The organism is Vibrio sp. HA2012 (genome assembly GCF_002812955.1).
In the GTDB taxonomy this organism is placed as follows: Bacteria; Pseudomonadota; Gammaproteobacteria; order Enterobacterales; family Vibrionaceae; genus Vibrio.
Map to the genome: position 1 here is coordinate 191,484 of NZ_PFXK01000004.1, position 23,428 is coordinate 214,911.

At 45.6% G+C, this 23,428-nt stretch carries 25 protein-coding genes; 11 read left to right on the forward strand and 14 right to left on the reverse strand.

Annotated features, from left to right (window positions below; genetic code table 11):
• Window positions 1-5 precede the first annotated feature (5 nt).
• Genes flhB through CSW98_RS09480 form a run of 6 tightly spaced genes read right to left on the reverse strand, consistent with a single transcriptional unit; the run spans window position 6 to window position 4,184 of the window.
• Window positions 6-1,133, reverse strand: a complete 1,128-nt coding sequence (flhB, locus tag CSW98_RS09455; RefSeq protein WP_100800238.1) for a flagellar biosynthesis protein FlhB — start codon at window positions 1,131-1,133, stop codon at window positions 6-8.
• Window positions 1,130-1,906, reverse strand: a complete 777-nt coding sequence (gene fliR, locus CSW98_RS09460) for a flagellar biosynthetic protein FliR (RefSeq protein ID WP_100800239.1) — start codon at window positions 1,904-1,906, stop codon at window positions 1,130-1,132. The genes flhB and fliR overlap by 4 nt, the downstream gene beginning before the upstream one ends.
• A gap of 18 nt (window positions 1,907-1,924) precedes the next feature.
• Complete coding sequence (fliQ, locus tag CSW98_RS09465; RefSeq protein ID WP_100800240.1) at window positions 1,925-2,194, reverse strand: flagellar biosynthesis protein FliQ; 270 nt, start codon at window positions 2,192-2,194, stop codon at window positions 1,925-1,927.
• Window positions 2,195-2,204: 10 nt separating this feature from the next.
• Window positions 2,205-2,981 (reverse strand): flagellar type III secretion system pore protein FliP, encoded by a 777-nt coding sequence (gene fliP, locus CSW98_RS09470; RefSeq protein ID WP_100800241.1) that lies wholly within the window; start codon window positions 2,979-2,981, stop codon window positions 2,205-2,207.
• A 2-nt stretch (window positions 2,982-2,983) separates the two neighbouring features.
• Window positions 2,984-3,364 (reverse strand): flagellar motor switch protein FliN, encoded by a 381-nt coding sequence (gene fliN / locus CSW98_RS09475; protein ID WP_100800242.1) that lies wholly within the window; start codon window positions 3,362-3,364, stop codon window positions 2,984-2,986.
• 4 nt (window positions 3,365-3,368) lie between these two features.
• Complete coding sequence (locus CSW98_RS09480) at window positions 3,369-4,184, reverse strand: FliM/FliN family flagellar motor switch protein (protein WP_100800243.1); 816 nt, start codon at window positions 4,182-4,184, stop codon at window positions 3,369-3,371.
• 422 nt (window positions 4,185-4,606) lie between these two features.
• On the opposite strand from CSW98_RS09480, the gene CSW98_RS09485 reads away from it, so the two are divergent.
• The 9 genes from CSW98_RS09485 (at window position 4,607) to CSW98_RS09525 (ending at window position 13,356) form a co-directional block, all read left to right on the forward strand.
• Window positions 4,607-5,479, forward strand: coding sequence for an OmpA family protein (locus CSW98_RS09485; protein WP_100800244.1), 873 nt, complete (start codon window positions 4,607-4,609; stop codon window positions 5,477-5,479).
• Between the two features lie 8 nt (window positions 5,480-5,487).
• Window positions 5,488-6,819, forward strand: coding sequence for a sigma-54-dependent transcriptional regulator (locus CSW98_RS09490; protein WP_100800245.1), 1,332 nt, complete (start codon window positions 5,488-5,490; stop codon window positions 6,817-6,819).
• A 14-nt stretch (window positions 6,820-6,833) separates the two neighbouring features.
• A complete protein-coding gene (gene fliE / locus CSW98_RS09495; protein ID WP_100800246.1) occupies window positions 6,834-7,220 on the forward strand; it encodes a flagellar hook-basal body complex protein FliE in 387 nt (128 codons plus the stop codon).
• A 2-nt stretch (window positions 7,221-7,222) separates the two neighbouring features.
• Window positions 7,223-8,947, forward strand: coding sequence for a flagellar basal-body MS-ring/collar protein FliF (fliF, locus tag CSW98_RS09500; RefSeq protein ID WP_100800247.1), 1,725 nt, complete (start codon window positions 7,223-7,225; stop codon window positions 8,945-8,947).
• Window positions 8,934-9,941 (forward strand): flagellar motor switch protein FliG, encoded by a 1,008-nt coding sequence (locus CSW98_RS09505; RefSeq protein WP_100800248.1) that lies wholly within the window; start codon window positions 8,934-8,936, stop codon window positions 9,939-9,941. The genes fliF and CSW98_RS09505 overlap by 14 nt, the downstream gene beginning before the upstream one ends.
• Window position 9,942: 1 nt before the next feature.
• A complete protein-coding gene (gene fliH, locus CSW98_RS09510; protein ID WP_100800249.1) occupies window positions 9,943-10,722 on the forward strand; it encodes a flagellar assembly protein FliH in 780 nt (259 codons plus the stop codon).
• Window positions 10,715-12,088 (forward strand): flagellar protein export ATPase FliI, encoded by a 1,374-nt coding sequence (fliI, locus tag CSW98_RS09515; RefSeq protein WP_269799020.1) that lies wholly within the window; start codon window positions 10,715-10,717, stop codon window positions 12,086-12,088. Before fliH ends, fliI begins: the two co-directional genes overlap by 8 nt.
• 5 nt (window positions 12,089-12,093) lie before the next feature.
• Window positions 12,094-12,513: a flagellar export protein FliJ gene (gene fliJ, locus CSW98_RS09520; RefSeq protein WP_157810377.1), complete on the forward strand. Its 420-nt coding sequence runs from the start codon at window positions 12,094-12,096 to the stop codon at window positions 12,511-12,513.
• Between the two features lie 147 nt (window positions 12,514-12,660).
• Window positions 12,661-13,356: a pirin family protein gene (locus tag CSW98_RS09525; protein ID WP_100800252.1), complete on the forward strand. Its 696-nt coding sequence runs from the start codon at window positions 12,661-12,663 to the stop codon at window positions 13,354-13,356.
• Window positions 13,357-13,437: 81 nt separating this feature from the next.
• Here CSW98_RS09525 and CSW98_RS09530 read toward each other — a convergent pair whose 3' ends face one another.
• The 6 genes from CSW98_RS09530 to CSW98_RS09555 all read right to left on the reverse strand — a co-directional run bounded on the left by CSW98_RS09530 (window position 13,438) and on the right by CSW98_RS09555 (window position 18,516).
• Entirely contained in the window at window positions 13,438-15,114 is a 1,677-nt protein-coding gene (locus CSW98_RS09530; protein WP_157810378.1) for an autotransporter outer membrane beta-barrel domain-containing protein, read from the reverse strand.
• Between the two features lie 19 nt (window positions 15,115-15,133).
• A complete protein-coding gene (locus CSW98_RS09535) occupies window positions 15,134-16,336 on the reverse strand; it encodes a peptidoglycan-binding domain-containing protein (RefSeq protein WP_100800254.1) in 1,203 nt (400 codons plus the stop codon).
• Window positions 16,337-16,450: 114 nt separating this feature from the next.
• Window positions 16,451-17,164, reverse strand: coding sequence for a hypothetical protein (locus CSW98_RS09540; RefSeq protein ID WP_100800255.1), 714 nt, complete (start codon window positions 17,162-17,164; stop codon window positions 16,451-16,453).
• On the reverse strand, window positions 17,161-17,712 hold the full coding sequence (locus CSW98_RS09545; protein WP_100800256.1) for a type III secretion system chaperone family protein: 552 nt from the start codon (window positions 17,710-17,712) through the stop codon (window positions 17,161-17,163). The genes CSW98_RS09540 and CSW98_RS09545 overlap by 4 nt, the downstream gene beginning before the upstream one ends.
• A 33-nt stretch (window positions 17,713-17,745) precedes the next feature.
• On the reverse strand, window positions 17,746-18,060 hold the full coding sequence (locus CSW98_RS09550; protein ID WP_100800257.1) for a hypothetical protein: 315 nt from the start codon (window positions 18,058-18,060) through the stop codon (window positions 17,746-17,748).
• A 3-nt stretch (window positions 18,061-18,063) separates the two neighbouring features.
• Window positions 18,064-18,516, reverse strand: a complete 453-nt coding sequence (locus tag CSW98_RS09555; RefSeq protein WP_100800258.1) for a hypothetical protein — start codon at window positions 18,514-18,516, stop codon at window positions 18,064-18,066.
• Window positions 18,517-18,797: 281 nt separating this feature from the next.
• Between CSW98_RS09555 and CSW98_RS09565 the strand changes: the two genes are divergently transcribed.
• Complete coding sequence (locus CSW98_RS09565) at window positions 18,798-19,577, forward strand: helix-turn-helix transcriptional regulator (protein ID WP_157810379.1); 780 nt, start codon at window positions 18,798-18,800, stop codon at window positions 19,575-19,577.
• Between the two features lie 2 nt (window positions 19,578-19,579).
• The gene (locus CSW98_RS09570; RefSeq protein WP_100800261.1) at window positions 19,580-20,089 is read left to right on the forward strand and encodes a helix-turn-helix domain-containing protein; all 510 of its coding nucleotides are present in this window, start codon (window positions 19,580-19,582) and stop codon (window positions 20,087-20,089) included.
• Window positions 20,090-20,373: 284 nt separating this feature from the next.
• On the opposite strand, the gene crdB is transcribed toward CSW98_RS09570, so the two are convergent.
• Window positions 20,374-22,794: a flavocytochrome c gene (gene crdB, locus CSW98_RS09575; protein WP_100800262.1), complete on the reverse strand. Its 2,421-nt coding sequence runs from the start codon at window positions 22,792-22,794 to the stop codon at window positions 20,374-20,376.
• 5 nt (window positions 22,795-22,799) lie between these two features.
• Window positions 22,800-23,408: an NADPH-dependent FMN reductase gene (crdA, locus tag CSW98_RS09580; protein WP_100800263.1), complete on the reverse strand. Its 609-nt coding sequence runs from the start codon at window positions 23,406-23,408 to the stop codon at window positions 22,800-22,802.
• Between the last annotated feature and the right edge of the window lie 20 nt (window positions 23,409-23,428).

Consider the following 23,428-nt stretch of genomic DNA (forward strand, 5'->3'; position numbering starts at 1 on the left):
TTCCGTTAGTGCTGTAAATGTTTCGGTATTGCAAAGGCCGGAAGAGGATGAGGCTGTTGGCACTGACCTTTTCTGGACGCTCTCAGTTGCAATACGTAGGTTAAAATGTGTGCGACTGCCACATAAAGCTGGTTAGGTATTGCCTGTTCTATCTGAGTCGTGTGGTAAATGGAACGAGTCAGGGGGGGAGAACTGACAATTTCAACCTGATTTTCTCTGGCTATCTTCTGAATATGCATTGCGACTTCATCAATGCCTTTTGCCACGACAAAAGGCGCATCGTATATCGCCGGCTCATATTTAATTGCGACCGCATAGTGGGTGGGGTTAACTATTACTACATCGGCATCTGGGACGGTTCTCTCAATTTTTCGTCGTGCCATCTGCTGCTGTACCTGACGAATACGCTGTTTTATCTCCGGGCGTCCCTCACTGTTTTTAAATTCTTCTTTCAATTCCTGCTTTGTCATTTTTAATTGTTTCATGTGTTCCCAGCGTTGGTAGGGAATATCGATTAAACCAAATAGAAGCAGAATGGTTCCCAGCATCAGAACACCGTTAAACAGGATTTGCAGTATAGTAATAACGCCTTCTCTGAAAGGCATCGACTGCATGCTGAGCAACTCAACCAGATGATGTTGCAGGTAGATATACAGCAGGGTGAAAATAACGCTGACTTTTAGAGCTGATTTGATGAGTTCAACCAGAGAGCGGGTAGAAAACATTCGCTTCAGGCCTGAGAGCGGGTTGAGTTTGGAAAGTTTGGGAAAGACGCCTGCAAGATGAAACAACCAGCCGCCCAGTACCATGCTGCTGGCTACTGCGATGATAAGAATGATGGAAAACAGTGGCAGCAGAAGTTCAATGATCATTCCCAGGCAATTACCCAGATGTTCTATGGTTTGCCAGGGATTATCCAGATCTGACGCTGTCAGACTCATATTAAGACGAAATACCCCAGCCAGCTTCTGCCAGATATTCTCCGTATAGAAATAGAAAAAAAACATAACGCCGATAAACACCAGCGCTGTCGTCAGCTCTTTTGCCCGGGGAACCTGTCCTTCTTTACGAGCTTTTTTTATCTTTTGCGGTGAAGCTTTTTCGGTTTTGTCCTGAGCGGATTGATTACTCATGCGCCCCCCTGAATATAGAGATATAACTGGTTTAGTGTGACGTGTACCAGCTCGGTATAACGTGCGGGAACATGGCTGACAGAGATAAGTACACTGAATAGCCCGAGTAGCATGGTCATGGGAAAACCAAGAGCATAGACATTCAGGCTGGGAGCTGCCCGATTCATTACACCAAAACTGATATTCGCCAGTAGCATGGATACAATTGCTGGCAGCGCTAATGCTAGTGAGGCGGTAAACATCCAGCTTCCCATGTTGATGATATTTTGTATGGATAGTCCGGAGAAGCCGGAGCCGACAGGCCAGATGCTGAAACTCTGTATCAGAATATCTATAACCAGAAGATGTCCTTCCAGTGCCAGAAATAACAGCAGGGAAAAGAGATGAAACATTCGACCCAGAATAGCAACAGATAATCCGTTAACCGGATCATTCATGATAGCCATAGCCAGCCCCATCTGCATGGAGACGATTTGTCCCAGCATGGTAAGAACGGTGAAAAGCAGATGCAGTATTAAGCCAAACAGGATCCCCCATATGGCTTGTTCAAATGCCAGAGCAATTGCAGAAAAAGATAAAAGATCGATCTCTGGCATAGCTGGCATCAGAGGGGCGGTGATAACAACCAGAGAGCATACCAGCAAGGTTCGGACCCAAATGGGGATCAGGGCATCACCGAAAAAAGGCATGGCAAGTACCGCTGCCCCCATACGAAAGAAAGGCCACCAGAACTGACCCAGCCAGACATTAATGGTTGAGAAGCTGATTTCCATGGTGTGTTACCTTAGACCTTACCCGATCATGCCCGGAATGTTATGGAACAGGTAATCAAACTGATCGATTAACTTTCCGAGCATCCAGTGTCCGGTAAAGATAACCATCAGGAGAGTGACGATCAGGCGGGGCAAAAAACTCAGAGTCTGTTCATTGATCTGAGTGGCCGCCTGAAATATAGCGATCACAAGCCCAACCAGTAACCCCGGTATAATCAGAACCATGACAATATTAATAATGAGCCAGACAGCATCGGATATCAGAGTGACAGCAAGTTCCGGAGTCATCGTTAGTACCTTAGCCAAAACTGGCTGCAAGAGTGCCCACAGTCATTGCCCATCCGTCGACCAGCACGAAAATCACCAGTTTAAACGGCAATGAAACAATCAGTGGCGACAGCATCATCATACCCATCGCCATAAGTACACTGGCTACAACCAGATCGATGATTAAAAATGGAATAAACAGCATAAAGCCGATCTGAAATGCAGTTTTCAGTTCGCTGATCACAAATGCCGGTAATACAACAGCAAAAGAGATGTCATCGACATGCTGATCCAGAGGTTCATTTGCAATGCGTAGCATCTGTTCCAGCGCTGTTTGCTGAGTCTGACGCAGCATAAACTCCCTAACGGGTTTCTCGGCCGTACTCATAGCCTGAAGAAGGGTGATCTCTCCAGCGTCATAGGGTTGGAAGGCATTAGTGTATATATTGCTCCAGACAGGACGCATGATCAAAATGGTCAACGCCAGAGTGATCCCGACCAGCACCCTGTTGGGAGGGCTCTGTTGTAAACCCAGAGCCTGACGCAAAATGGCCAGTACAATAATGATTCGGGTGAAACAAGTTGCCATTAACAGAAATGCAGGGATGAAACTCAGGGCTGTCATCAGTAGCAGTATTTGCAACTTCACACTATAGGCTTGCTCAGTCTGACCGTCTGTAACTGTCAGAAACGACAGGCTACCACTCTCTCCCAGTGGAGCTGATATGGCTGAGTTGCAAAAAACAAAAGCTCCTCCCCCCAGAAGTATTAACATCCAGGGCGTAAACTTATGGAGAAGACGTTTCATAGTCAGTTGCCTATAGAATCAAGCGGTGATTCTATGACATCAATAATACGCATCCCGTATTTATCATTAATGACGACGACTTCGGCATGTCCCATCAGAGAGCCGTTTACTTTTATGTCCAGCGGTTCACCATTCAGCTTATCCAGTTCTATAATACTGCCTTCTCCGGCCTTCAGTAGTTCACCAAGGGAAAGTTCGGTGCTGGATACTTCCAGCGTGACGTTTACCGGAATTTTATGGAAGAAACTTAAATCTCTTGCTGTTGGTGTGTTGGTTATTGGGTCTGACTCGTCGGTTCCACCGTGACCAAATTGCTCCAGTTCCAGCTCATCGAGCATCAAATCATCGGTGTGAAATGTAGTTTGTTCGTTGACGTTGCTCATAGGGTTAGTCCTTCAGAATTAATACCAGTTGTCCGTTTTGTTCCGCTATATGCCCGTTAAACAGGCGTTCCTTACCGATGCTAACAGGCATACTGGAAAGCAGGTCTATGTTAATAATGTCGTTAGGCCGTAGTTTCAGTACCTCATCCAGAGATAAAGTTTTACGACATAGCACAGTATTGAGTTTTACCGGGGTATCCACTAATGCCTTAGCAAACTTTTCTTTGAGTGCTTTCGAGGGGGAAAGATCGAGTTCATCTATCAGGGTCTGCACCAATGAACTGTCAAGATCAAGGCAGAGTACGCCAGAAAAATCTTTCAGACTGATGGTAAATTCAGCTCTCAGACTGATATCTCTCCCTGTTATTGCATCAATCTGGTACCACATATCTTCAGGGGCAATATATGAAGCTATTAACTTAGCGATACGGTGTTGCAGGCGCAGGTCGCTACTGGTCAGCGGATCTTCTTGTGTACTGTCATCGCTTGGTTTACGAACAACATCCGCTGAATAGAAACAGTCAGATAAGCGCATGAGTAAGGCGGAAGGCATGTGTGTACGTAGCAGGCCACCGTCCGTATGTCTAAGCACGGCAGACTTGAGAGAATATTCTTTTTTATCAGATACCTGGATAGTCATTCCGCTAAACAATATTTTTATTGCAGGCTCTTTTAACCATGTACGTAATGTATGCGTAATATCTAATGTTGCTTTAAATAAAATATCGTGCAATTCATCCTTTATTGCATTGATGGGTTTACCCAATAGCTCAATGTCAATATTGGTAATGTTTGCGTCCAACTTGGTTGATAGCTTCATATGAATATACTTAAAACACTATTCTAAAAAAAAATTAACATTTCGTTATCTTAATGAGGTTGCTTGTTTTTTATTGTTAATACTTATTGCGGATTTGGAGATTAACCTGTTCAATATGTTTTTAATTGGCTCATTTTTTGAAAGTGTGATCTCTATCCACGAAATAAATTTTAACGCTTACGCAGACTTTTTTTGTCACAAAATTAATGCAATGTTACGTTTGAAATGTCTAATGGTGTAAAACAGATCAGTTACCGAACTGTTTTCTGTCATGCTCGTTTTTATAATTATAAGATTTTTTATTTAGCTTAAGATCGTGACTTGATTTAAATGTTGTCTATTTTTGCTTGTCAATTTTGTTCATTTTTCTTTATAGAAATGGACTGATTGTCGGCATATTGGTTTAGGAATAATAATGTATTATGTTTCATAATAATGCGTTTTTAACTATGTTATCCATTATGGTGTTAAACTTTTATTCTGATTTTTCAGTAGCAAAAGATATAACTATTCCTATGGATATTTCACAGTGGGAATATAAAGGCGACCACTTTCGTTGTTTATTAAATCAAAAAGTAAAAAAAATTGGGAAAATAGAAATTATTGCTGAACCTGACCACCAGATTCGCCTTGAAATTACCAGTTTTATTCTGCCTCAGCCTATTGAAAATGCTCAGATTTATTTATTGTCAGAGCCTTATCTGGACATCAGTCATAAAAAACTGGTCAGCCAGTCAGCATCAATCAATAAGCACAGAATCACTTTTCATCAATCAGTCTCAGGGCTGATTTCTGCTATGTCTCAGGGAGCATGGCTGCAACTGACATCTGTTTCTGGTGGACATCCTTTTTCTATTCAGTTCCCGACGGTAAACAGTAGTAAATCTATGGCCCGGTTTAATCAGTGCCGGGCTGAGCTACCTGAATTGTCATATAAGCAAGCCAGAGATATGGAACTGAATTATCAGCTGGGACAGAGAAGTGTTACTCCTGAGCAGAGAGTGATGTTATTGCATCTGGCCGAGTATGTTCAGCTAGATAAAAAAGTATCCGCTATTTTGATCGACGGTCACACAGACAATGTTGGTTCACCCATAGGTAACCTGCAGATCTCCCGTGTCCGGGCCGATGATGTTGCCAGTATTCTGCATGAAGCGGGAGTTCATTCTGAGCTTATTGAAGTCAGGTCTCATGGTGCCCGCTATCCGGTAGCCAGTAATGATTCTGAGCAGGGAAAAGCGAAAAACCGTAGGGTAACCATCAGAGTTATCCGTTCGACGGATGATAGGGAATAGGTGGAATAATGCAGTACAAAAAGATACAGCTTATCGAGCCCAATCTGGATAAAGCGAGTCAAATGACGGAGATTCTGGAGTTAGCGGGGTATCAGGTGCTCCATTCAACATCCGGGCGTAGTCTTCCTGCAAGAGATGATGCGATAACTCTGGTGAGTTCAGAGCTTTCTGATATGGGCATGACGGAGTGGATCCGCAGAAACCAGCAACGAGGTTCAGGCAAAAGCGCTATCGCAATTGTTAATCAGGATCAGGGATTAATGGCTGCAGACGCGATGAAAGCTGGTGCAACCGATTATCTGCTGCGTCCCTTTGAACCCAATCAACTACTTAGTTTATTACGCCGGGTAGAGACACTGGAAAAGCCAATGGGAAATATTGTCGCTGAATCCTGGCGTAGTAAACAGGTTCTGCAACTGGCTCATAGGGCTGCCTGTACCAATGCTACGATTCTTATCACAGGAGAGTCCGGGACAGGTAAGGAAGTTCTGGCCCGCTATGTTCATCAGCACTCTCCCCGGGCTAATGCCCCTTTTATTGCCGTAAACTGCGCTGCAATTCCGGAAACTATGCTGGAAGCGGTATTGTTTGGTCATATAAAAGGTGCTTTTACCGGAGCGACTCAGACTCAGACCGGTAAATTTGAAGAAGCCAATGGCGGAACTATTTTACTGGATGAAATTGCTGAAATGTCTCCGGCATTACAGGCCAAATTACTACGTGTACTGCAGGAGCGGGAAGTGGAACGGATCGGCAGTCATAAGACGGTTAAGTTGGATATCCGTGTTATTGCCGCAACGAATCAGGATCTGCGAATGGCGGTGCAAAAAGGGACATTTCGTGAAGACCTTTACTACCGGCTTGATGTGCTGCCACTGCACTGGCCTTCATTGCGTGATCGTCCGGAAGACATTCTGCCACTGGCTCGTTTTTTTATTCAGAAATATAAGGACAGAAGTAACTGTTGTCTGTCCGATGATGCCCAGGGAACATTACTGCAATACCACTGGCCGGGCAATATTCGTGAACTGGAAAATATTATTCAGCGGGCACTGGTGATGCGACATGGAGATTTTATTACAGCGCAGGATCTTATGTTGCCTGTAGAAAGCACGACACCCATGCACTATAGCCATAGTGCTATGTCTGAATATGGCCATGTTGAGGTTAAGAAGCAGGCAGAATTTCAATATATTATCGACATGCTGCGTAAATTTGGCGGCAACAGAACGCAGACCGCAAATGCACTTGGTGTAACGACCCGGGCTTTGCGTTACAAGTTAGCGGCGATGCGAGAGCAGGGTATTGACTTACTGGCTGTACTGGGCTCAGCAGCTTAATTTGGAGATAACGAATGAAAACCAATAGTGTAATGCAGATGTCAGCAGCACAACAACTGATGCTGGAAAAAATGGAAATAATGGGACAACAGGCTCAGACCCCGTTTGTTGTGGCTGCTAATCCGTTTGATCAGTCGTTGTCAGTTAACGATAGCTTCAGCGCGACGGCTATGAATGAGCCGTTATCTTTTTCCGGGGCGATGCGTCAGGTTTTAGACCGAGTGAATGCCAGTCAAACGGAAGCCAGTGATCTGATGGCTGCTGTTGAAACGGGTAAGAGTGATGATCTGGTTGGTGCCATGATTGCCAGCCAGAAGGCCAGCTTATCGTTCTCCGCTCTTATGCAAGTGAGAAATAAAGTCGTCTCTTCGTTTGAAGATGTAATGAAAATGCCGGTGTAAATATGTCTGAAGTTATTCCACAACCCGTTGCTGTTTCTTCCTCTTATGTCGCGGGTAATCCATATTTTGAGCGAGCCAGATCCCTATGGAACAGCAGTCAGCGAAATCTGGTTTTATCTGCCGTTCTGGCCGCTATTGTTGCTGCTATTATTGTGGTTGCGCTTTGGAGTTCTAACCAGAACTACCGGCCTTTGTATGGTAATCAGGAACGTTTTGATACCGGAGAAATTATCTCTGTACTGGAAACAGAGGATATTCCTTACCGCCTTCAGGAAGAAAACGGTCAGGTTCTGGTGGAAGAAGGGGAAGTCGCCCGGATCCGGATGCTGTTGGCAGCAAAAGGAGTGAAGGCCCAGTTACCTACCGGTCTGGAATCATTACAGGATGAGTCCTCTTTGGGAACCAGTCAGTTTATGGAAACTGCACGTTATCGGCATGGTCTGGAGGGGGAACTTGTCCGGACTATTCTGTCGCTGAACGCCGTAACGAATGTCCGTGTGCATTTAGCAATACCCCGTGAAACGCTTTTTGTCCGTCATAATGCTCAGGCTCCGTCAGCCTCCGTTATGGTGGAACTAAAAGCTGGTGAAGATCTGAAAACTGAGCAGGTAGAAGCTATTATCAATCTGGTGACCGGTAGTGTTACAGGTATGAAAGTCGAAAATGTTTCGGTAGTTGATCAGTATGGCCGTCTGCTAAGTGCAGACATTGGTTCTGAAGAATCAGGCCGGGTCAATGCGAAATATCTGGACTATCAAAAACGGCTGGAGAAACAGATTATTCAGCGAGCTTCCGATATGTTGACACCCATTGTCGGTGCCAGTAATTTTCGGGTTCAGGTCGCTGCGGATCTCGATTTTAGCCGAACTGAAGAGACTCAGGAAGTCGTAGATAACGACCCTGTTGTTCGCAATGAACACCGAATCGATAATGCTACGGTAGATAAAATTGCACTGGGAGTTCCCGGTACTCTGAGTAATGAACCGCCGGTTGTTCGGGGGCAAAACACCGACGACAGTAAAAATACCAGCCAAAGAACAGAGCTTAACCGTCAGTATGCGGTGGGCAGTAGCGTTCGCCATACCCGTTACCAGCAAGGTAAGCTGAATAAGTTGTCTGTCTCTGTGTTGCTGAACAGTGCTTCTGCACCAGTAGAAACAGGTTGGACTGAGGACGAAAAACAGCAAATAGGTACGATGATCCGTGATGCTGTCGGTATTTCCGCTGAACGTGGGGATAATCTCAGTATCCTGAGTTTTAATTTTACTCAGGTAGAAATGGCAGCTCCGGCTGAGATCCCATGGTGGCAGGATCCTACTATCCAGCAGCCCATCCGCTATCTGATTGGCGGTATTCTGGGGCTTTCAATGATTTTCTTTGTTCTGAGGCCTCTGGTTCTGCATCTGACCGGTATTGAGCGTAGAAATGATGAACTGAATTTTGCTTCCGGGGATGAGGAGGATGAATTTGATAGCAGCCTGCAAACACGTTCTGAACGTGAACATGAGAAAGTACTGAATCAGCGTTTATCGGATAAGGGGATCGAACTTGGGGCGACTTCTGGTCTGGATTCGGGAGGCGATTTGTTACCACCGCCAGGATCACCATTGGAAATTCAGTTGAAACATTTACAGCTTATTGCCAGTGACGAGCCAACGCGTGTGGCAGAAGTACTGAAGCAATGGGTGAATATTAACGAGCAGCGTACACAGAATGAATCAGTTTGATACTCAACTAACCAATGTAGAACAGACCGCTTTAATTTTACTGAGCATGGGAGAGAATGCGGCAGCTGAAGTCCTGCAGCATTTTAGCCGTGATGAAGTGCAGCGTGTTACCCGAGCAATGGCCAAATTGCATGGAATCAAGAGTGATAGTGCGAAAGAAGTCATCCACCGTTTTTTTCAGGATTTTAAAGAGCACAGTGGGATTCGAGGAGCATCGAAGGAATACCTTTCTAATACTCTGCGCAAGGCTTTGGGAAATGATTTGGCTAAGGGCCTGTTGAATAATATTTATGGTGATGAGATCCGTAATAACATGCTGCGTCTTCAGTGGGTGGATATTGAACTGTTGGCGAAATTTATTACTCAGGAACATCCGCAGATGCAGGCAATTTTTTTGGCCTATATGCCGCCGGACACCTCTTCCAAGGTGTTGATGAAGATACCGGAAGATTCTCAGGATGAGCTGCTTTATCGTGTTGCCCGTATTCAGGAAATTGATCATGAAGTTGCCCGGGATCTCAATGAACTGATTGAACGTTGTATCCAGTTTATGTCTGCCAATCAGGGAGCTGCGGTATCCGGTACTAAGCAGGTAGCAGATATTATCAATCGATTTGAAGGTGATCGTGCCCAGTTGATGGAATTGTTGAAGTTGCATGATGAATCAGTAGTTTCTGAAATTGAAGAAAATATGTTCGACTTTATGGTTCTTGGGCGACAGAACGAAAAAACGATGGATCGTCTGGTGCAGGAAGTTTCTACTGAGTTGTGGGCTGTTGCTTTGAAAGGTGCAGAGCTGCCTTTGCAACTGGCTATCAAACAGTCAATGCCGCAGCGTATGGTGAAATCACTGGAAGATGAAATGAATCTGAAAGGGGCAATGCCTCTCAGCCGGGTAGAGAAAGCACGTCAGGAAATTATGCAAGTGGCCCGGACACTGGCTGATGATGGCGAAATAGAGTTGACCTTGTATCAGGAACAGACGGTGGAATAGGATGAAGACGAGTGATGTGGTGCGTTTGTCTCCCGGTCAATACCGTAAACACAGGTTTCCTCCTGTGGCCGAGCCTGTGTCTGAAGACGGAAGCATTTCTCTGGATGACGTGCATAACATGAAAGATGTCAGAATCGAACTGCAACAGAGACTGGAAGACGGCTTTAATCAGGGGATTCAGCAGGGGCATGAAGAAGGTTTACGGCAGGGGATGGAGCAAGGAAAACAGAAAGGGTTGCTGGAAGGGCAGAAAGAGGGATTTCAAAAAGGATTTATCAGTGGTGAGGCATCAGGAAAGGAAACTTTCATAAAGGCTGTAAAGCCTGTGCATCAGTTACTGGAGAAAATGACCCGCTGGCAGAATGACAGAGAACGGGAACAACGTGAACATATTTGTGAATTGGTACAGAAGGTGTCACAACGGGTGATCCGCGCAGAACTGACGCTGATGCCTCAGCAAATCCTTGCTCTTGTGGATGAAACGCTTGATTCGTTACCTGGAAAAACAGAAAAAGTTGTGGTGCATTTAAATCCACAGGATCTGGAACGGATCACTCAGATTAATGCGGATTTGCCGCAAGCCTGGAAGTTACTGGCTGACAGCCAGTTGCCAACCGGAGGATGTCAATTGGTGACTGACCATGCGGAAGCCGATGCTGGCTGTGATGCCCGACTGGAAGCTTGTATGCAGAATGTCAGAGAGCACCTGTTGGGGGAAGCACCTTCTTCTCTTTCTGATATACAGGTTGTGCTCCCAAAAACAGAGGTGTCTGGTGAGTAACATTCAATTGTCGGAGAGATTGAATGAGGCTTTAGCGTCACTGGAGTCAATTCCTGTTGCTAAGGTGACAGGCCGGCTGGTTAAAGTGAACGGATTGATGCTTCAGGCCGTTGGTTGTCGTTTTAAGCTGGATCAACGTTGTCTGGTTGAAACTGATAGTAATACTATGATCGAGGCTCAGGTGGTGGGTTTTGATCATCATACGGCTTATTTGATGCCAGTCCGGCAGCTTGGTGGGTTATTTGCCGGAGCGAAAGTGATCCCCATGAATGAAAGCAGTATGGTACAGATCAGCTTTGACTGGATTGGACGGATTGTCAATGGATTAGGTGAACCTTTAGATGATGGAGAACTTCTTCTGAGTGGTGAGCGTTTTTCACTGGAACCCAATCCTATTAATCCATTAAAACGGCGTCCGGTTGATACTCCGCTTGATCTGGGGGTGCGGGCCATCAATGGCTTGCTTACAGTTGGGAAAGGTCAGCGTATCGGACTGATGGCCGGCAGTGGCGTCGGTAAAAGTGTGTTGATGGGGATGATTACCAAAAATACGGAGGCAGACGTTATCATTGTGGGTCTGATCGGTGAACGAGGTCGGGAAGTCCGTGAATTTATTGAGCGGAATTTAGGGCTGGAAGGTATGCAGCGGGCAATAGTGGTTGCAGCTCCGGCCGACGAATCCCCTTTGATGCGTTTAAGGGCGACAAAATTGTGTCATCGGGTAGCGGAATATTTCCGGGATCAGGGAAAAAATGTGCTGCTTCTGATGGATTCTCTCACCCGTTACGCGATGGCGCAGAGAGAAATTGCACTTTCCCTTGGAGAGCCACCTGCGTCAAGAGGATACCCACCCTCTGTATTTAGTTTGCTTCCGCAGCTCCTTGAACGTGCGGGTAATGGTGAACATCCGAACGGAAGTCTTACCGCTATTTACACCGTGCTGGCTGATGGTGATGATCAACTGGATCCTGTTGTGGACTCCGCACGGGCTATTTTAGACGGGCATGTTGTGTTATCCCGTACTTTAGCTGAGCAGGGACATTATCCGGCGATTGATATTAATGCTTCCATTAGTCGTTGTATGAACAGTTGCACTCAACCACCGCACGTCATACTGGCAAATCAGTTTCGTCAGTTGAATGCTAATTATCACCAGGTTAAAGAGTTGTTACCTCTGGGAGGGTATCAGGCTGGAATGGATCCTGAACTGGACAGAGCTGTCAGAATGCAGCCAGAGCTGAAGGCTTATCTTCAACAGGGGGTGGATGAGCGTTCTGATTTTATTACCAGCCTGACTCAGTTGTCGGAATTGTTTGCTGATACTATGACTAAAACTCAGGGGAATAAAGAGTGCAGAGTAAGCTAAGGGCTGTGAGCAAATTGCAGAAGCTTGCTGAAAAACAGCGTGAGCAGAAAGGGATGCTTCTTGAACAGATGAAACGTCATGTCGATCATTATCAGCGACAACTGGATGCTTTGGGGGAACTTCAATCCGGTTGTGCCTCTGTCGCTCAGGGAAAGGGGGCATGCAATAGCATGATATTAAATAATACTATTGAAGCTCAGGCTATGCTGAATGGGGCATTAAGACATCACCGGCATGAAAAAGCGATACTGGACGCGGAATATGAGTTTTCCCGAAAACAGCTGCAAGCCAGTCATATCAGAGTGAAGTATTTAGAGCAGGTAACGGAACGCTGGAAAAAAAAGCAGCAGTATGAAAATGCTAAAAAAGAACAAAAGCGGATAGAAGATATTATAAACGCTCGCAGCAAGCATGGCCTGATCTGAATTTTCATATTTTTACTTTTGTCTGTTGAATTAATCTCAGCCCCTGCGGTTCAAATTATTTGAATGTTTGTGTCAAAATATTCCGTTTTTTTCTTTCTCTGAAGCCACTTAGACTAAGGCAATACAAGAGCAGAGGAGAACAGAATTATGCTTACGCTAAGATATTCAGAGGAGCGGGGACAAGGCAGACTGGACTGGCTTGACAGCCGTTTCAGCTTCTCTTTCAGCGATTATTATGACCCGGAACATATGGGGTTTTCAGCTCTGCGGGTGATTAATGAGGATGTTATTCAGCCTGGCGGTGGGTTTGCTACGCACGGTCACCGGGATATGGAGATCATCACTTATGTGCTAAGTGGTTCGATTGAACATAAAGATAGTGAAGGGAACACCAAGATACTGCCAGCCGGGGAGTTTCAGTTAATGTCCGCAGGAGCGGGAATTTTTCACAGTGAGTACAATCCTTCTGTAAGTGAGCCGCTGCACCTGTTGCAGATCTGGATCCAGCCGCATACTCCGGGTGGTCTGCCGGGCTATCAGCAGAAAGCGTTTGATAAACAGTCCGGCCTGACAACGATTGCGACTGAACGTGGTGAAAACGGTACGCTGAAAATTAAACAAGATGCTGTTCTGCATCACCTGATCTTAGAGCCGGGCAGTGTACTGACATTTGAGACCCGCCAGCAGCGCAATACTTATATTCATCTGATCAGTGGTAACCTGAAGGTAGACCAAACCGAAATCGCACCGGGTGATGCTGCAAAAGTGGTACAGCAGGATACGGTTGCTCTGAGCAATCGAGGTTCAGAAACAGTAACCGCGCTGATATTTGATTTACCGTAAGAGTATCTGTCTGATAATTTTAATATTTTTTGTTCCCATGCCCCTGCGTGGAAATGCCTGTTTTTTCTGAAACATAGCCGGCTACAGATATTTAATTAGATCTCCGACATCGTCAACCCAGTTGCAGATATGTTGATTAAGCTTGTTACTACACGCGTCTTTAATCAGACTACTATCTTGTTCAAAATAGCTTTTGAGGTGGGTTAAACAGCTTTTACCTGGGTGTTTTACACAATCACTGATCTGTTTTCCGATACTCTTATCGTATTTATTATCCATTCCGATATTGCCGATTCTGATCCGGGAATATCCGCCAAATAGGCAATCTGAGGAATAGCAGCCCGTGACATCAACGGTTAAATCATGGGTGCTGATATTGATGGTCTGTTTTCCGCTGTCAGCTTTACTGATATTACCGACCCAGATACCGATATCTCCCTCTTTTGAATTCAGGGTACCCGTTACATTCGTGGTTAAATCACCGGTTTTGATATTTATATCTGCCGGGCTTTTCAGATCGGTACTGATATTGCCGACAGCTATAGTGGCGATGCTATTGGCGGAGAGAATATAATTAGATACATTCCCAAGCTGAATATTTTCCTTAACATTATTCACGCTTCCGGTGATATGACCTATATCAATTTTTGCTGTTGAATCTACACCGGATGCGGCGGCAGTAATATCTCCGGTCTGAATGTTCATGGTTATATTTTGGCTGTTTTTTTTGTCTATTTCGCCAATATTTTCAATGGATTTGCCTTTACCTATTAACCCCTTACCGGAGCCGCTGATATTGCCGCTGGAGATGGTGATATTGTTATTATTTCCACCTGATTTTATCACGCCAATATTCTGTTCAACGGAACCCGCGCCGATAAAACCTGTACCTGAGCCGATAATGTTCTTTGTGCTGATGGCGATGTGATTATTTTTTCCGCCAGATGCGATACCCCCGATATTTTGCTGTACTGAACCTTCTCCAAGTATACCGCGGGCTAATCCGGAAATATTACTGGCTGCGATGTCTATGCTGTTATCTTCAGACTGACCGTTAATTGTGCCGATATTTTGTCGTGCTGTGCCTGAGCCTAAAATGCCTTCTGCAGTATTCTGGATTTTACCTCTGGCCGTAATATGTATGCGGTCTCTTACTGAACTGCTACCGGAAATCGTTCCTATATTCTGTATCGCTGAACTTTTCCCCAATATTGCAGCGCCTGTGTTGGTGACATCATTCATCAGGTTCAGAGTGATATGATCGTTTTTACTTTGGTCACTGTTTATGACCGCGATATTCTGTTTTGATACCGGGATTTGATTAGAGATGCTGTCGCCTAGATGAGCGACCACATCACCTAAATTGGCAATGCTGCTTCCCAGACCGGCGGCAACGTTGACCAGACTGCCTTTTGCCGTGACGGAGATGCTGCTGGAAGTTTCTTTATTTCCTTTAGTAACCGCAATGTTCTGATACGCTTCTGCTGCCCCGGCAATGGCTCCGGCAACATTAGTGACTTTTTGATTTAATATCACATTGATCTGTGTATCTGATTCCTGCTGGCTCGCAGCGCTGCCGATTTGCTGTTTGGCAATACTTTTTCCTGCAGCGGCAATACCGACATTCTGAATGATATTGCTGGTGGTCACTGACACACTGGTTCCGTCCGGTTCCGCAGCAGCATAAGCCCCTCCGGGCAGGAGGGGAAGCAGTGCCATCAGGGTGTTTCTGAATCGAGTGATTAAACGACCATTCATACAGTATGACTCATCATGATTAGGGGGCATTGCTGTCTTTGGTTCGACTGACATCGTTCGGGAGCGGCGTATGATTTTGCCACCATGGAACGTAAGCCGAGTCTCTGGCCGGGGTGAAAATATTGATCATACGGAAGGTATCGTAGGTTAATACGCCGGAGGCAAGTAGTCCCATATGTTGTTGATATTCCTGCAAGGCCTCACGGGTCGGAATATCCAGCACACCATTAATCTCTCCCTGATAATAATGGAGATCCGTTAATGCTTGCTGGGTAAAGCGTACCAGAGATTCCTTGTCGGTATTATTCAACAGAACAAACTTTGTCTTTAGTTCTTCATTCTTGGTTTCTACCGTTCCGGCATTTGCCAGACATCGCCAGTACGGCACGCCCTGAATCTTACCGACAATCTCTATGGCTGCAACCTGTATCAGTGAGCGGAAGGCCTGATTAAAATCGGTGCCCATTTTTTCAGAAAAATGGTAGCTGTAGCCTAAATCACCGATGGTTAAATCGGTTGAACGGGAATTGTTTGTACCGCCGCTCATGGCCAATGTGCTTGCCGAGCTTGCTCCGGGAATAATCTGCAGGTTGGAGACAAAGCCAGCGCTCATATCCAGCGTGACGACACCATAGGATGAACTGTTGGAGTTACTGCCGCTAACGTCTTCTGAGTTGATAATAGAATAGAAGGTGTTGTGATCAATGAGATCACCGTTATCAATGGTGACAGAAAGACCGTCACCTTCCTGTCCCGACCAGAGGCTTTTGGTAAATTGGGTGATGCCTCCTCTGATAAAGTAATCCGGCACATGGAAGCTGCTATTGTCCGGATGTGAGCCATATAGAGTGACAATGTCTGAGACATCGGATCCGTAGGCTACATATCTGACCCCGTTGCTGCGAATGGCCATTCGGGAAAGTGCCGTGATCAGCATTTCCTTACCGCCGGAAGAGATTTCCGGTGATGAGGTGTAGTTGTAGATCTGTTCTGACGTGATATAAACAGGAGAGACTCTGTTTATCAGCATCAGATCATCCATGCAGGCACTGGCTTCATTAAAATTGGTGATCACCGGATTGGGCAGGTTTGACGGGTAGAAAGCCTTGGTTTCATCCGGCATGACGGGCATTTTATTGTACGAACAGCCAAAAACACTAAGACCGCCGATAAGGGCTATCGCTGTTTTTACCGTTAAAGCTGATGGATAAGTTAAGCTCATAAGATTCCAGTTGACTGATCGCTATTAGGTTTACGTGCTCGCTATTGAGCAAGTGCTATGTCAGTGAGTTCCATTTCAGTAAGTACTTACTTGTTTGCTGTATTCTGTTAGTACTTATTCCTGCCGGTTTTTGTTGTCAGGCTGTGTCTGTGAAACAGCAACCAGATGGCGTACCACCGGGGTGGTGCTGTTTTCACTGACGCTGATAATTCTGACACTGTTGGCAAGCTGTTCAGAGTAGTTCACCAGAAACGCTTCTCTGCCGTTTCTTTTGCAGAGGATCTGCCAGGTATCGAACGTACCCAGTGGAATCGTCAGGGTGACTTGACCCTGCACATCACACTCTGAGCGGAAAGTGTATTCTCCGGGGGGACGGGTTGTCAGAACGTCCTCATGGAAGATAAACTTATTGCCTGCTTTGAGCGGGTGCAGGTCTCCGGAAACGATTCGTATAACCCGACGGCCAATGGTGTCATCGCCATTCCAGCGCAGCGGTGGCAGTATCGTCGACAGGGTCGTCAGTTTGGTATCGCCTGTGGTACTTCTCCAGGCGATATGTTGCTGATCGACGCTGGTTACTTCCCACTGTTCAGCCGGATTGTCATAGGCGAAAACCGAGCCCGCAGAGAGTGCTGATTCTGTTATACCCACAGAGTTAGATACGCTGTTACTGCTGGTATTATGCCGCAGATGACGGGTTCCTATGTCTCCTACCGGTGCTGACACAATAGCCGTTTCGACCTGTATACCGACATCATGATCAAACCCGGAGCAGCCCTGCAGTAAGACCATCGCTCCCAGCCCGGTTACGGTTAGTAAATGCTTCATTTGAGCCCTGACTGTTCAACAGCACTGCTGAATATACCCACTTCAACCAGAAACAGGCCGATCTGCATGGCCAGTTTTTCCTGATCGGCTTTGCTGTGACCTAAGAAGCTGACAACGGATGACTGACCGACATGGCGTGCACTGTTTACGTCGCCGGAAAGGAATAGGCGGGTTCTGTGCATGGCACTGATATGGTTCCAGTTATTCAGATGTTCCGGAGTGATATGTTTCAGCACACCGAAATCGGCATAAAGCAGCACATCATCACAACCGGCTTTTCCACAGTCGGTCATAAACACAGCGATATTCTGGACGTTTGCATCGTTATCATCTGTTATTACAAAATGCGGGTTTCCCTGAATATCTTTTGACTCTGTATAGTTGTGTCCCAGTCTGGTCAGGGCATTTTTAACCGCACTTGCCGGTGTGGCATATTGTTCTGAGTTGCCGTTAAAATCATCCGGAGCGGCAAATGCCGAGTGAATAAACATGCCTGATGACAAGGTAAATGTAAGAGCGATTTTTAAAAAATCAGACCACTTCTTCATGGAATAACTCCTGATTAAAATCTGTATATTGTTTTAGTTGGTATTAATTATCGGGCCTTGGATGATTACTGTCGTACTGTGGTTACCATGGGCACCGTTCTGAGGCGTAATATTTCCTATGGAGACTCCACCACCACTGGTCTGGTTATACGCAGCAATATCACTGTTCCGGTTGGCTCGCAGTTTTTCATTATGTCCGCCAGGCCCTGGCATCTGTCCCTGCTGGTGCTGATGGGTACTTTTGGCTTTATTCAGCAACAGCATTGAGTGAAGATCGGTATCCAGCATATCTTGTGCGCAGGCTAGTGTGGGCAGTATCAGGCCTGAGATCAGTATGATTTTATGCATACTTTAGCACTCAGGGCTGCCGATGGTGCCGACTGACTGACAGGTAGCATTGGCACCTGCCACTGCAACCCCTACGTTTACAATCCCGCCGACTCCATTGATACTCACATCAACTTTAGCGTTATTTTTTACGTTTCCGGACAGGATTCCGGCAACGGATTGTTTTGCGTCTACAGCGCCTGCTACGTTCACCCCTACGTTTACGATCCCGCCTATGCCATTAATGCTGGCTTTGACGGTGGCATTCCCACCGATTGTCGGACTGCCATGAGTATTTCTGAGTGTCTTGGCGATACCTGTCATCGTGCTGCCTACGGCCTGGATAGCACCGGAAACACCCTGACCAAGTCCCTTAACGAGTGCGGCAGCCGTATCTGCTTTATCTCCGGCATTAGCATTATTGGTTGTCGCTGCCAGTACGAGTACTAATGTGCACACTAGTCCTTTTATTTTCATAGAACCCTCTGCTATTTCTGTGGCGATGATTGATGTATAGCCGCCGCATCTGCTTGGTGCGGCTTATGCCTTTGTATATCAACAGAAGCTAGCATATAAAGGTTTCCGGCAGCATTATACGATTCTGTAATTCTGTGTATTTTGTTATCCGGAGCATAGTATTTCAGCAGAAAAATCCCGGCAGATATAACGTTAGCCATGTTCGTTGCTCTACCGTTACTGATGATTGTGTATATAATTAGACTGCGTTTATCTTTTTATATGCACCGGAAGGAATGTTTGTGCAGCAGATAATGGATTTCTACGAAGAGCTGAACCGAAGCACTGATGCTGATCACTGTTTTTATCAGTATATGGGCTATGTCGGTCGTTTCGGCTTATCCGGCGGCGTTCTGGTTTCCTCTCCTTATGTGATGACCTGCCCGTTTGAAAACGACAATATCAGCTATGTTTCTGCCTATGAGCCAGGTTTTTTCAGTGATTATCTTGCTGCCGGAGGCGTAAAAAACGATCTGTCGGCTCAGCTTCTGTTTGCCACCCGGCAGAATAAAATCGACTTCTGTATTAACGACGATAATTGTTGTGCCAGCGAACTTTTGGGGCGGGAAGTGACCAGAGAAGAGCTGCTAATTAAGGAAATCAGTCTGGATTATCAGATTAATTTCGGTTATGCCGTTTCTCTGGATACTTATGCCGGACGTATGACCCGAGGATTCGGGGTGTCGGCCGTCGGTATGAACAAGGAAGAGTACCGGAATGAAGTGGTTGCTCATGAGCGGGAGATTCAGCAGGCTAATTATTTTTTGGGTCTGGTACTGAAGCAGTTTCAGCAACCGGAGGATAATAAAAGCAGGAATGCTGTGCCGGAGTTATCTCAGCGTCAGCATGATCTGTTGCGCTGGTTAGCCGATGGGCTGAGACTTCAGGAAATCGCTGACAGTAAAATTCACCGTTCAATCCATACCATCAATAAAGAATTACAGATGCTGAAAAAACTGCTGCAGGCAAGCACCCATGAGGAACTGGTTGCCAAAGGGATTATTATGGGGCTGATTGCGTAGTGATGGTGCAGGTTATACATAATCGGGCACTGGTTGAGCTGTTACTCGGGTTCGAATCCGGGCAGAGCAGAGAAGCATCGCAACTGTGTCTGTGTCAGTTTATGGAAGTACTGGGTTTTGAAGGTAAGATCTACCATGCGGAAACCAGTATTTGCCTGACTTTAACCAGCCAACAGGCCTCTTTTTCTCTTATCTGGTTACCAAGAGAAAGTCATTATTGTCCTCGTCTGGAAGAGATAACAGAAGAGGCATTAACGGGAGTATCACGGGCGTCTTACGTTACTATCTGGCGAGCTTTTAATGCTTATTGTTATACAGTCTGGCAACTTCCGCTACTGTACCGACAGATTCTCGAAGCGCTAAGTCGAGGGAAAAATCTGCAGGAAATTGCAGTTGAAGTGAAGCTCAGTCTGCCGTCAGTCAAACGTTATATGGGGCTGATTCGGGAGCTTCTGGGGGCGTCAACGAATCCACAGACCATTGTTATCGCAGCCCGTAAGGGGTGGATTTAGTCATTATTAGGCGCATCCATTGCTAAAAATAAAAACCAATAGGTGTAACTAGCTGAATTTTAATTTTGATTCTTGCTCTGGTTGATCTCTGTAATTCAAGTTGTGATTATGAGGAAGAGACTAATCCTATTCGGATTAGTCTCTTTGGTTGATAAATTTTCACAATCTAAATGTCAATTTGATTGACTCACCTATGCGGAATCCTGTGCATGGTGCTGAGAAATCTCGAGTGTGAATTGGCCTTACTCATTTGATTAGAGAGTTACTCCTTTGATTAGAGAGTGTTAGCTCATCGCTTCAATAGCCGTTTTGCCTGCAATCCGACCAAAAGTAAAGATATCAGCCAGTGCATTACCACCTAGGCGGTTACCCGCATGGATACCACCTGCTACTTCGCCAGCAGCGTAGAGATTCTTGATAGGTTGGTTGTTTTCATCAAGAACTCGAGTGGCTGTATCTATCTTCAGACCGCCCATAGTATGGTGCACGGCTGGTTGGCGAGGGGTTGCATAGAAAGGTGCTTTTTCCACCTTCAAGCTAAAGGTATCCTTGTGGAATTCAGGATCTTCAGCTGCCTCTACATAGCTGTTGTATTTGTTGACTGTATCCACAAGTACCGCTGGATCCATGCCCACTTTAATAGCCAACTCTTCTAGAGTATCGGCTCTAAACAGAGTTCCCGCTTCAACTTGACGGTCAATTTTCTCCTGACTGGTATTGGCAGCGGTTTTCTTTATCTCATCATCGGCAATCAGATAGAAAAGCCCACCTTCTGCCAATGCTGCCTTGGTCAATACGTCACGTCCTGCAAACTCATTGATGAAACGTTTACCTTGTTTATTCACAATGACGAAGTTCTCTGGTGGTACTTGAAGACCACTGAAGAGTTCTCCTGTATTAGGGTCTGCTACTGGCATCATCTGAGTGAAGCCCATACCCGTTAATCCTGCACCTACTGATTGACCAAGAAGGATACCGTCACCTGTCATAGCGTAGGAGTTGGTTGTCTTAATATCGTCGGCAATGTTGCTCCAGTAAGTGTTGTATTGTTGTAGCATCTTGGTATTGGCACCAAAACCTCCACTGGCCAGAACCACTGCTTTGGCTCGAACTGTAATCTTCTGTCCGTTGACTCCTGTAGCAATAACCCCTTTGATTTCTCCCTTTTCGATGAGGAATTCTTTTGCTGGACTATCGGTGATAATCGTTCCGGACATCTCTTCAATATATTTGCTTAGTGCAAGAATAAAGGCTGTACCATACTTTTTAACTGGCTTATGTCCACGACGCCATAGAGCACCAACAGGGGCAAAGACGATACTTTTATCATACTCAACACCGATGTCTTCAAGCCACTGAACACTTTCCAGAGCATGGTCTGTTAAGATTTTAACTAGATCGTATTGGCCATAGATGTTGTTGCCTTGAAGGTCAGTTCGTTTACCACCGAAATAGGTCTGCATTCTATGAAGAAGAGGAGAATCAAACAGATAGCCTTTTTCATCGCCAAATTGCTGCTGGTAAGCCGCAAATTCTTCTTTCAGAGCTCTGAAATCAGGCAGATACTCTGCGTGAATATCACTTTCAGGTGTGCTTAATAATGCTTCAATAGTATGTCTTTCGCCTGGGTTTTCCTGGAATGTTTTCTGCCACTCAGGGTCAGCGGCATTAACAGGACCACCGGTACGGATAGTGTTACCACCAACAGCCGGGTATTTTTCTAGTACGATAGCACTTTTGCCTTCTTGCAAGACGGTTGCCGCCGCACTTAATCCTGCGCCACCACCACCAATAACAACCACATCACAGGTGTACTCTTCATCACCACGATTCAGGCTGCTGGCAGGTTTAGGCCGTTTTTTTAAGATATCAGGGTTCACACCGGCCAGCTTAACCGCCTTGGCCACGCCATCAATCACTGCATTACTGGTTTCAGATGCACCAGATAGAGCATCAACGTTAAGAGTTTGACCCTCGATGATCTTGTCAGGGATTCGAACAAATACTACATCTGCCAGACCTTCTGTCTCTCCAGCCGTGTCAATATTAATGCTTTCGATTTTCTTCTCGCTGAAGGAAACCTTCATTGGAAGAGCACCACCATGACCCAATGCATGAACGTCATAAGTACCAGGTGCGAAAGAGAAATCCTCTTCTTGATTCAATTGGTTCGAGATCTTGGCAAAACGCATGAACCTTAAGAAGCAGATTTCCAAAAAGTCGATAGTACCTTCGCTGCTTAACTGGCCGTTTTCATCAAAGGCCTTATGAGCATTGCCGAGTAAGAATTCGTAACCAGGCATCACATTAGCATTGACTCCTGGTGCATCCAGAATTTGACGCAGGTGCAATTGCGCACGGGATGAACCCTGAGAATCAATAGAAGCGCCCAGAATCATAACCGGCTTGCCATCCAGAGGATGAAGCTCATAGCTTAGCCATTCAAGCACACTTTTAAGGCTGGAAGGAATAGAGTGGTTATATTCTGGCGTAGCAATGATTACACCATCACTTGCGATGATGTTTTCATTAATTTTCAATAGCTGTGGATTGTTAGACGGGGTGTCCTGATTAAACATAGGGACTTCGTTAATTTCCAACAGCTGAATTTCAGCTTTGTCTTTAAAATGCGCTTGCATAAACTGAAGCAGTGTCCGGTTGTAGGACTTTGGAGACGAAGTTCCGACGATTGCTGTAAATTTCATTTCTCTTATGCCTCCTGAGTTTGCCAAGCGTATTTTTTATCTTTTTTGATCGTAGCTTTTTCTGATAATAGTTTTGTTATGATGTCTGAAAATAGAACAAATTCTCTGAAAATTTCATCGAGTTCAGCCAGCTTATCTTCATAGATTAAAGTTCCGCTGGCATTAAATGCACTTTGTGATTTGCCAAGCAGAAATTCACTGCTTGGCATCAGCCGGGCGGCTAATTCCGGGGAGTCGAGAATTTGACGTAGGTGAGTCTGGGCGCGTGAAGAACCTAGTGATCCATGGGAAGCGCCCACAATCAGGACGGGCTTATCAGTGAGAGCCTGACTGGTATAACTGATCCATTCCAGTGCACTCTTTAACACAGCAGGTATTGCGTGGTCATATTCCGGTGTGGCAATAATAACCCCATCAGCCTTTAGGATTTTAGTCGACAGGGTTTCTACTTCATGAGGGATTTGGTCACCTTCGGCTTCGTAAAAAGCAGGCAGATCTCTTATTTCATAGAGTTCCAGTTCGGCTTCTTGTTGAAAGTGCTTTTGCATGAATTGAAGTAACTGGCGGTTTGTTGACACATTAGAATTAGTGCCAACAATTGCTAAGTAGTTCATATCCGTTTTTCCTATATTTT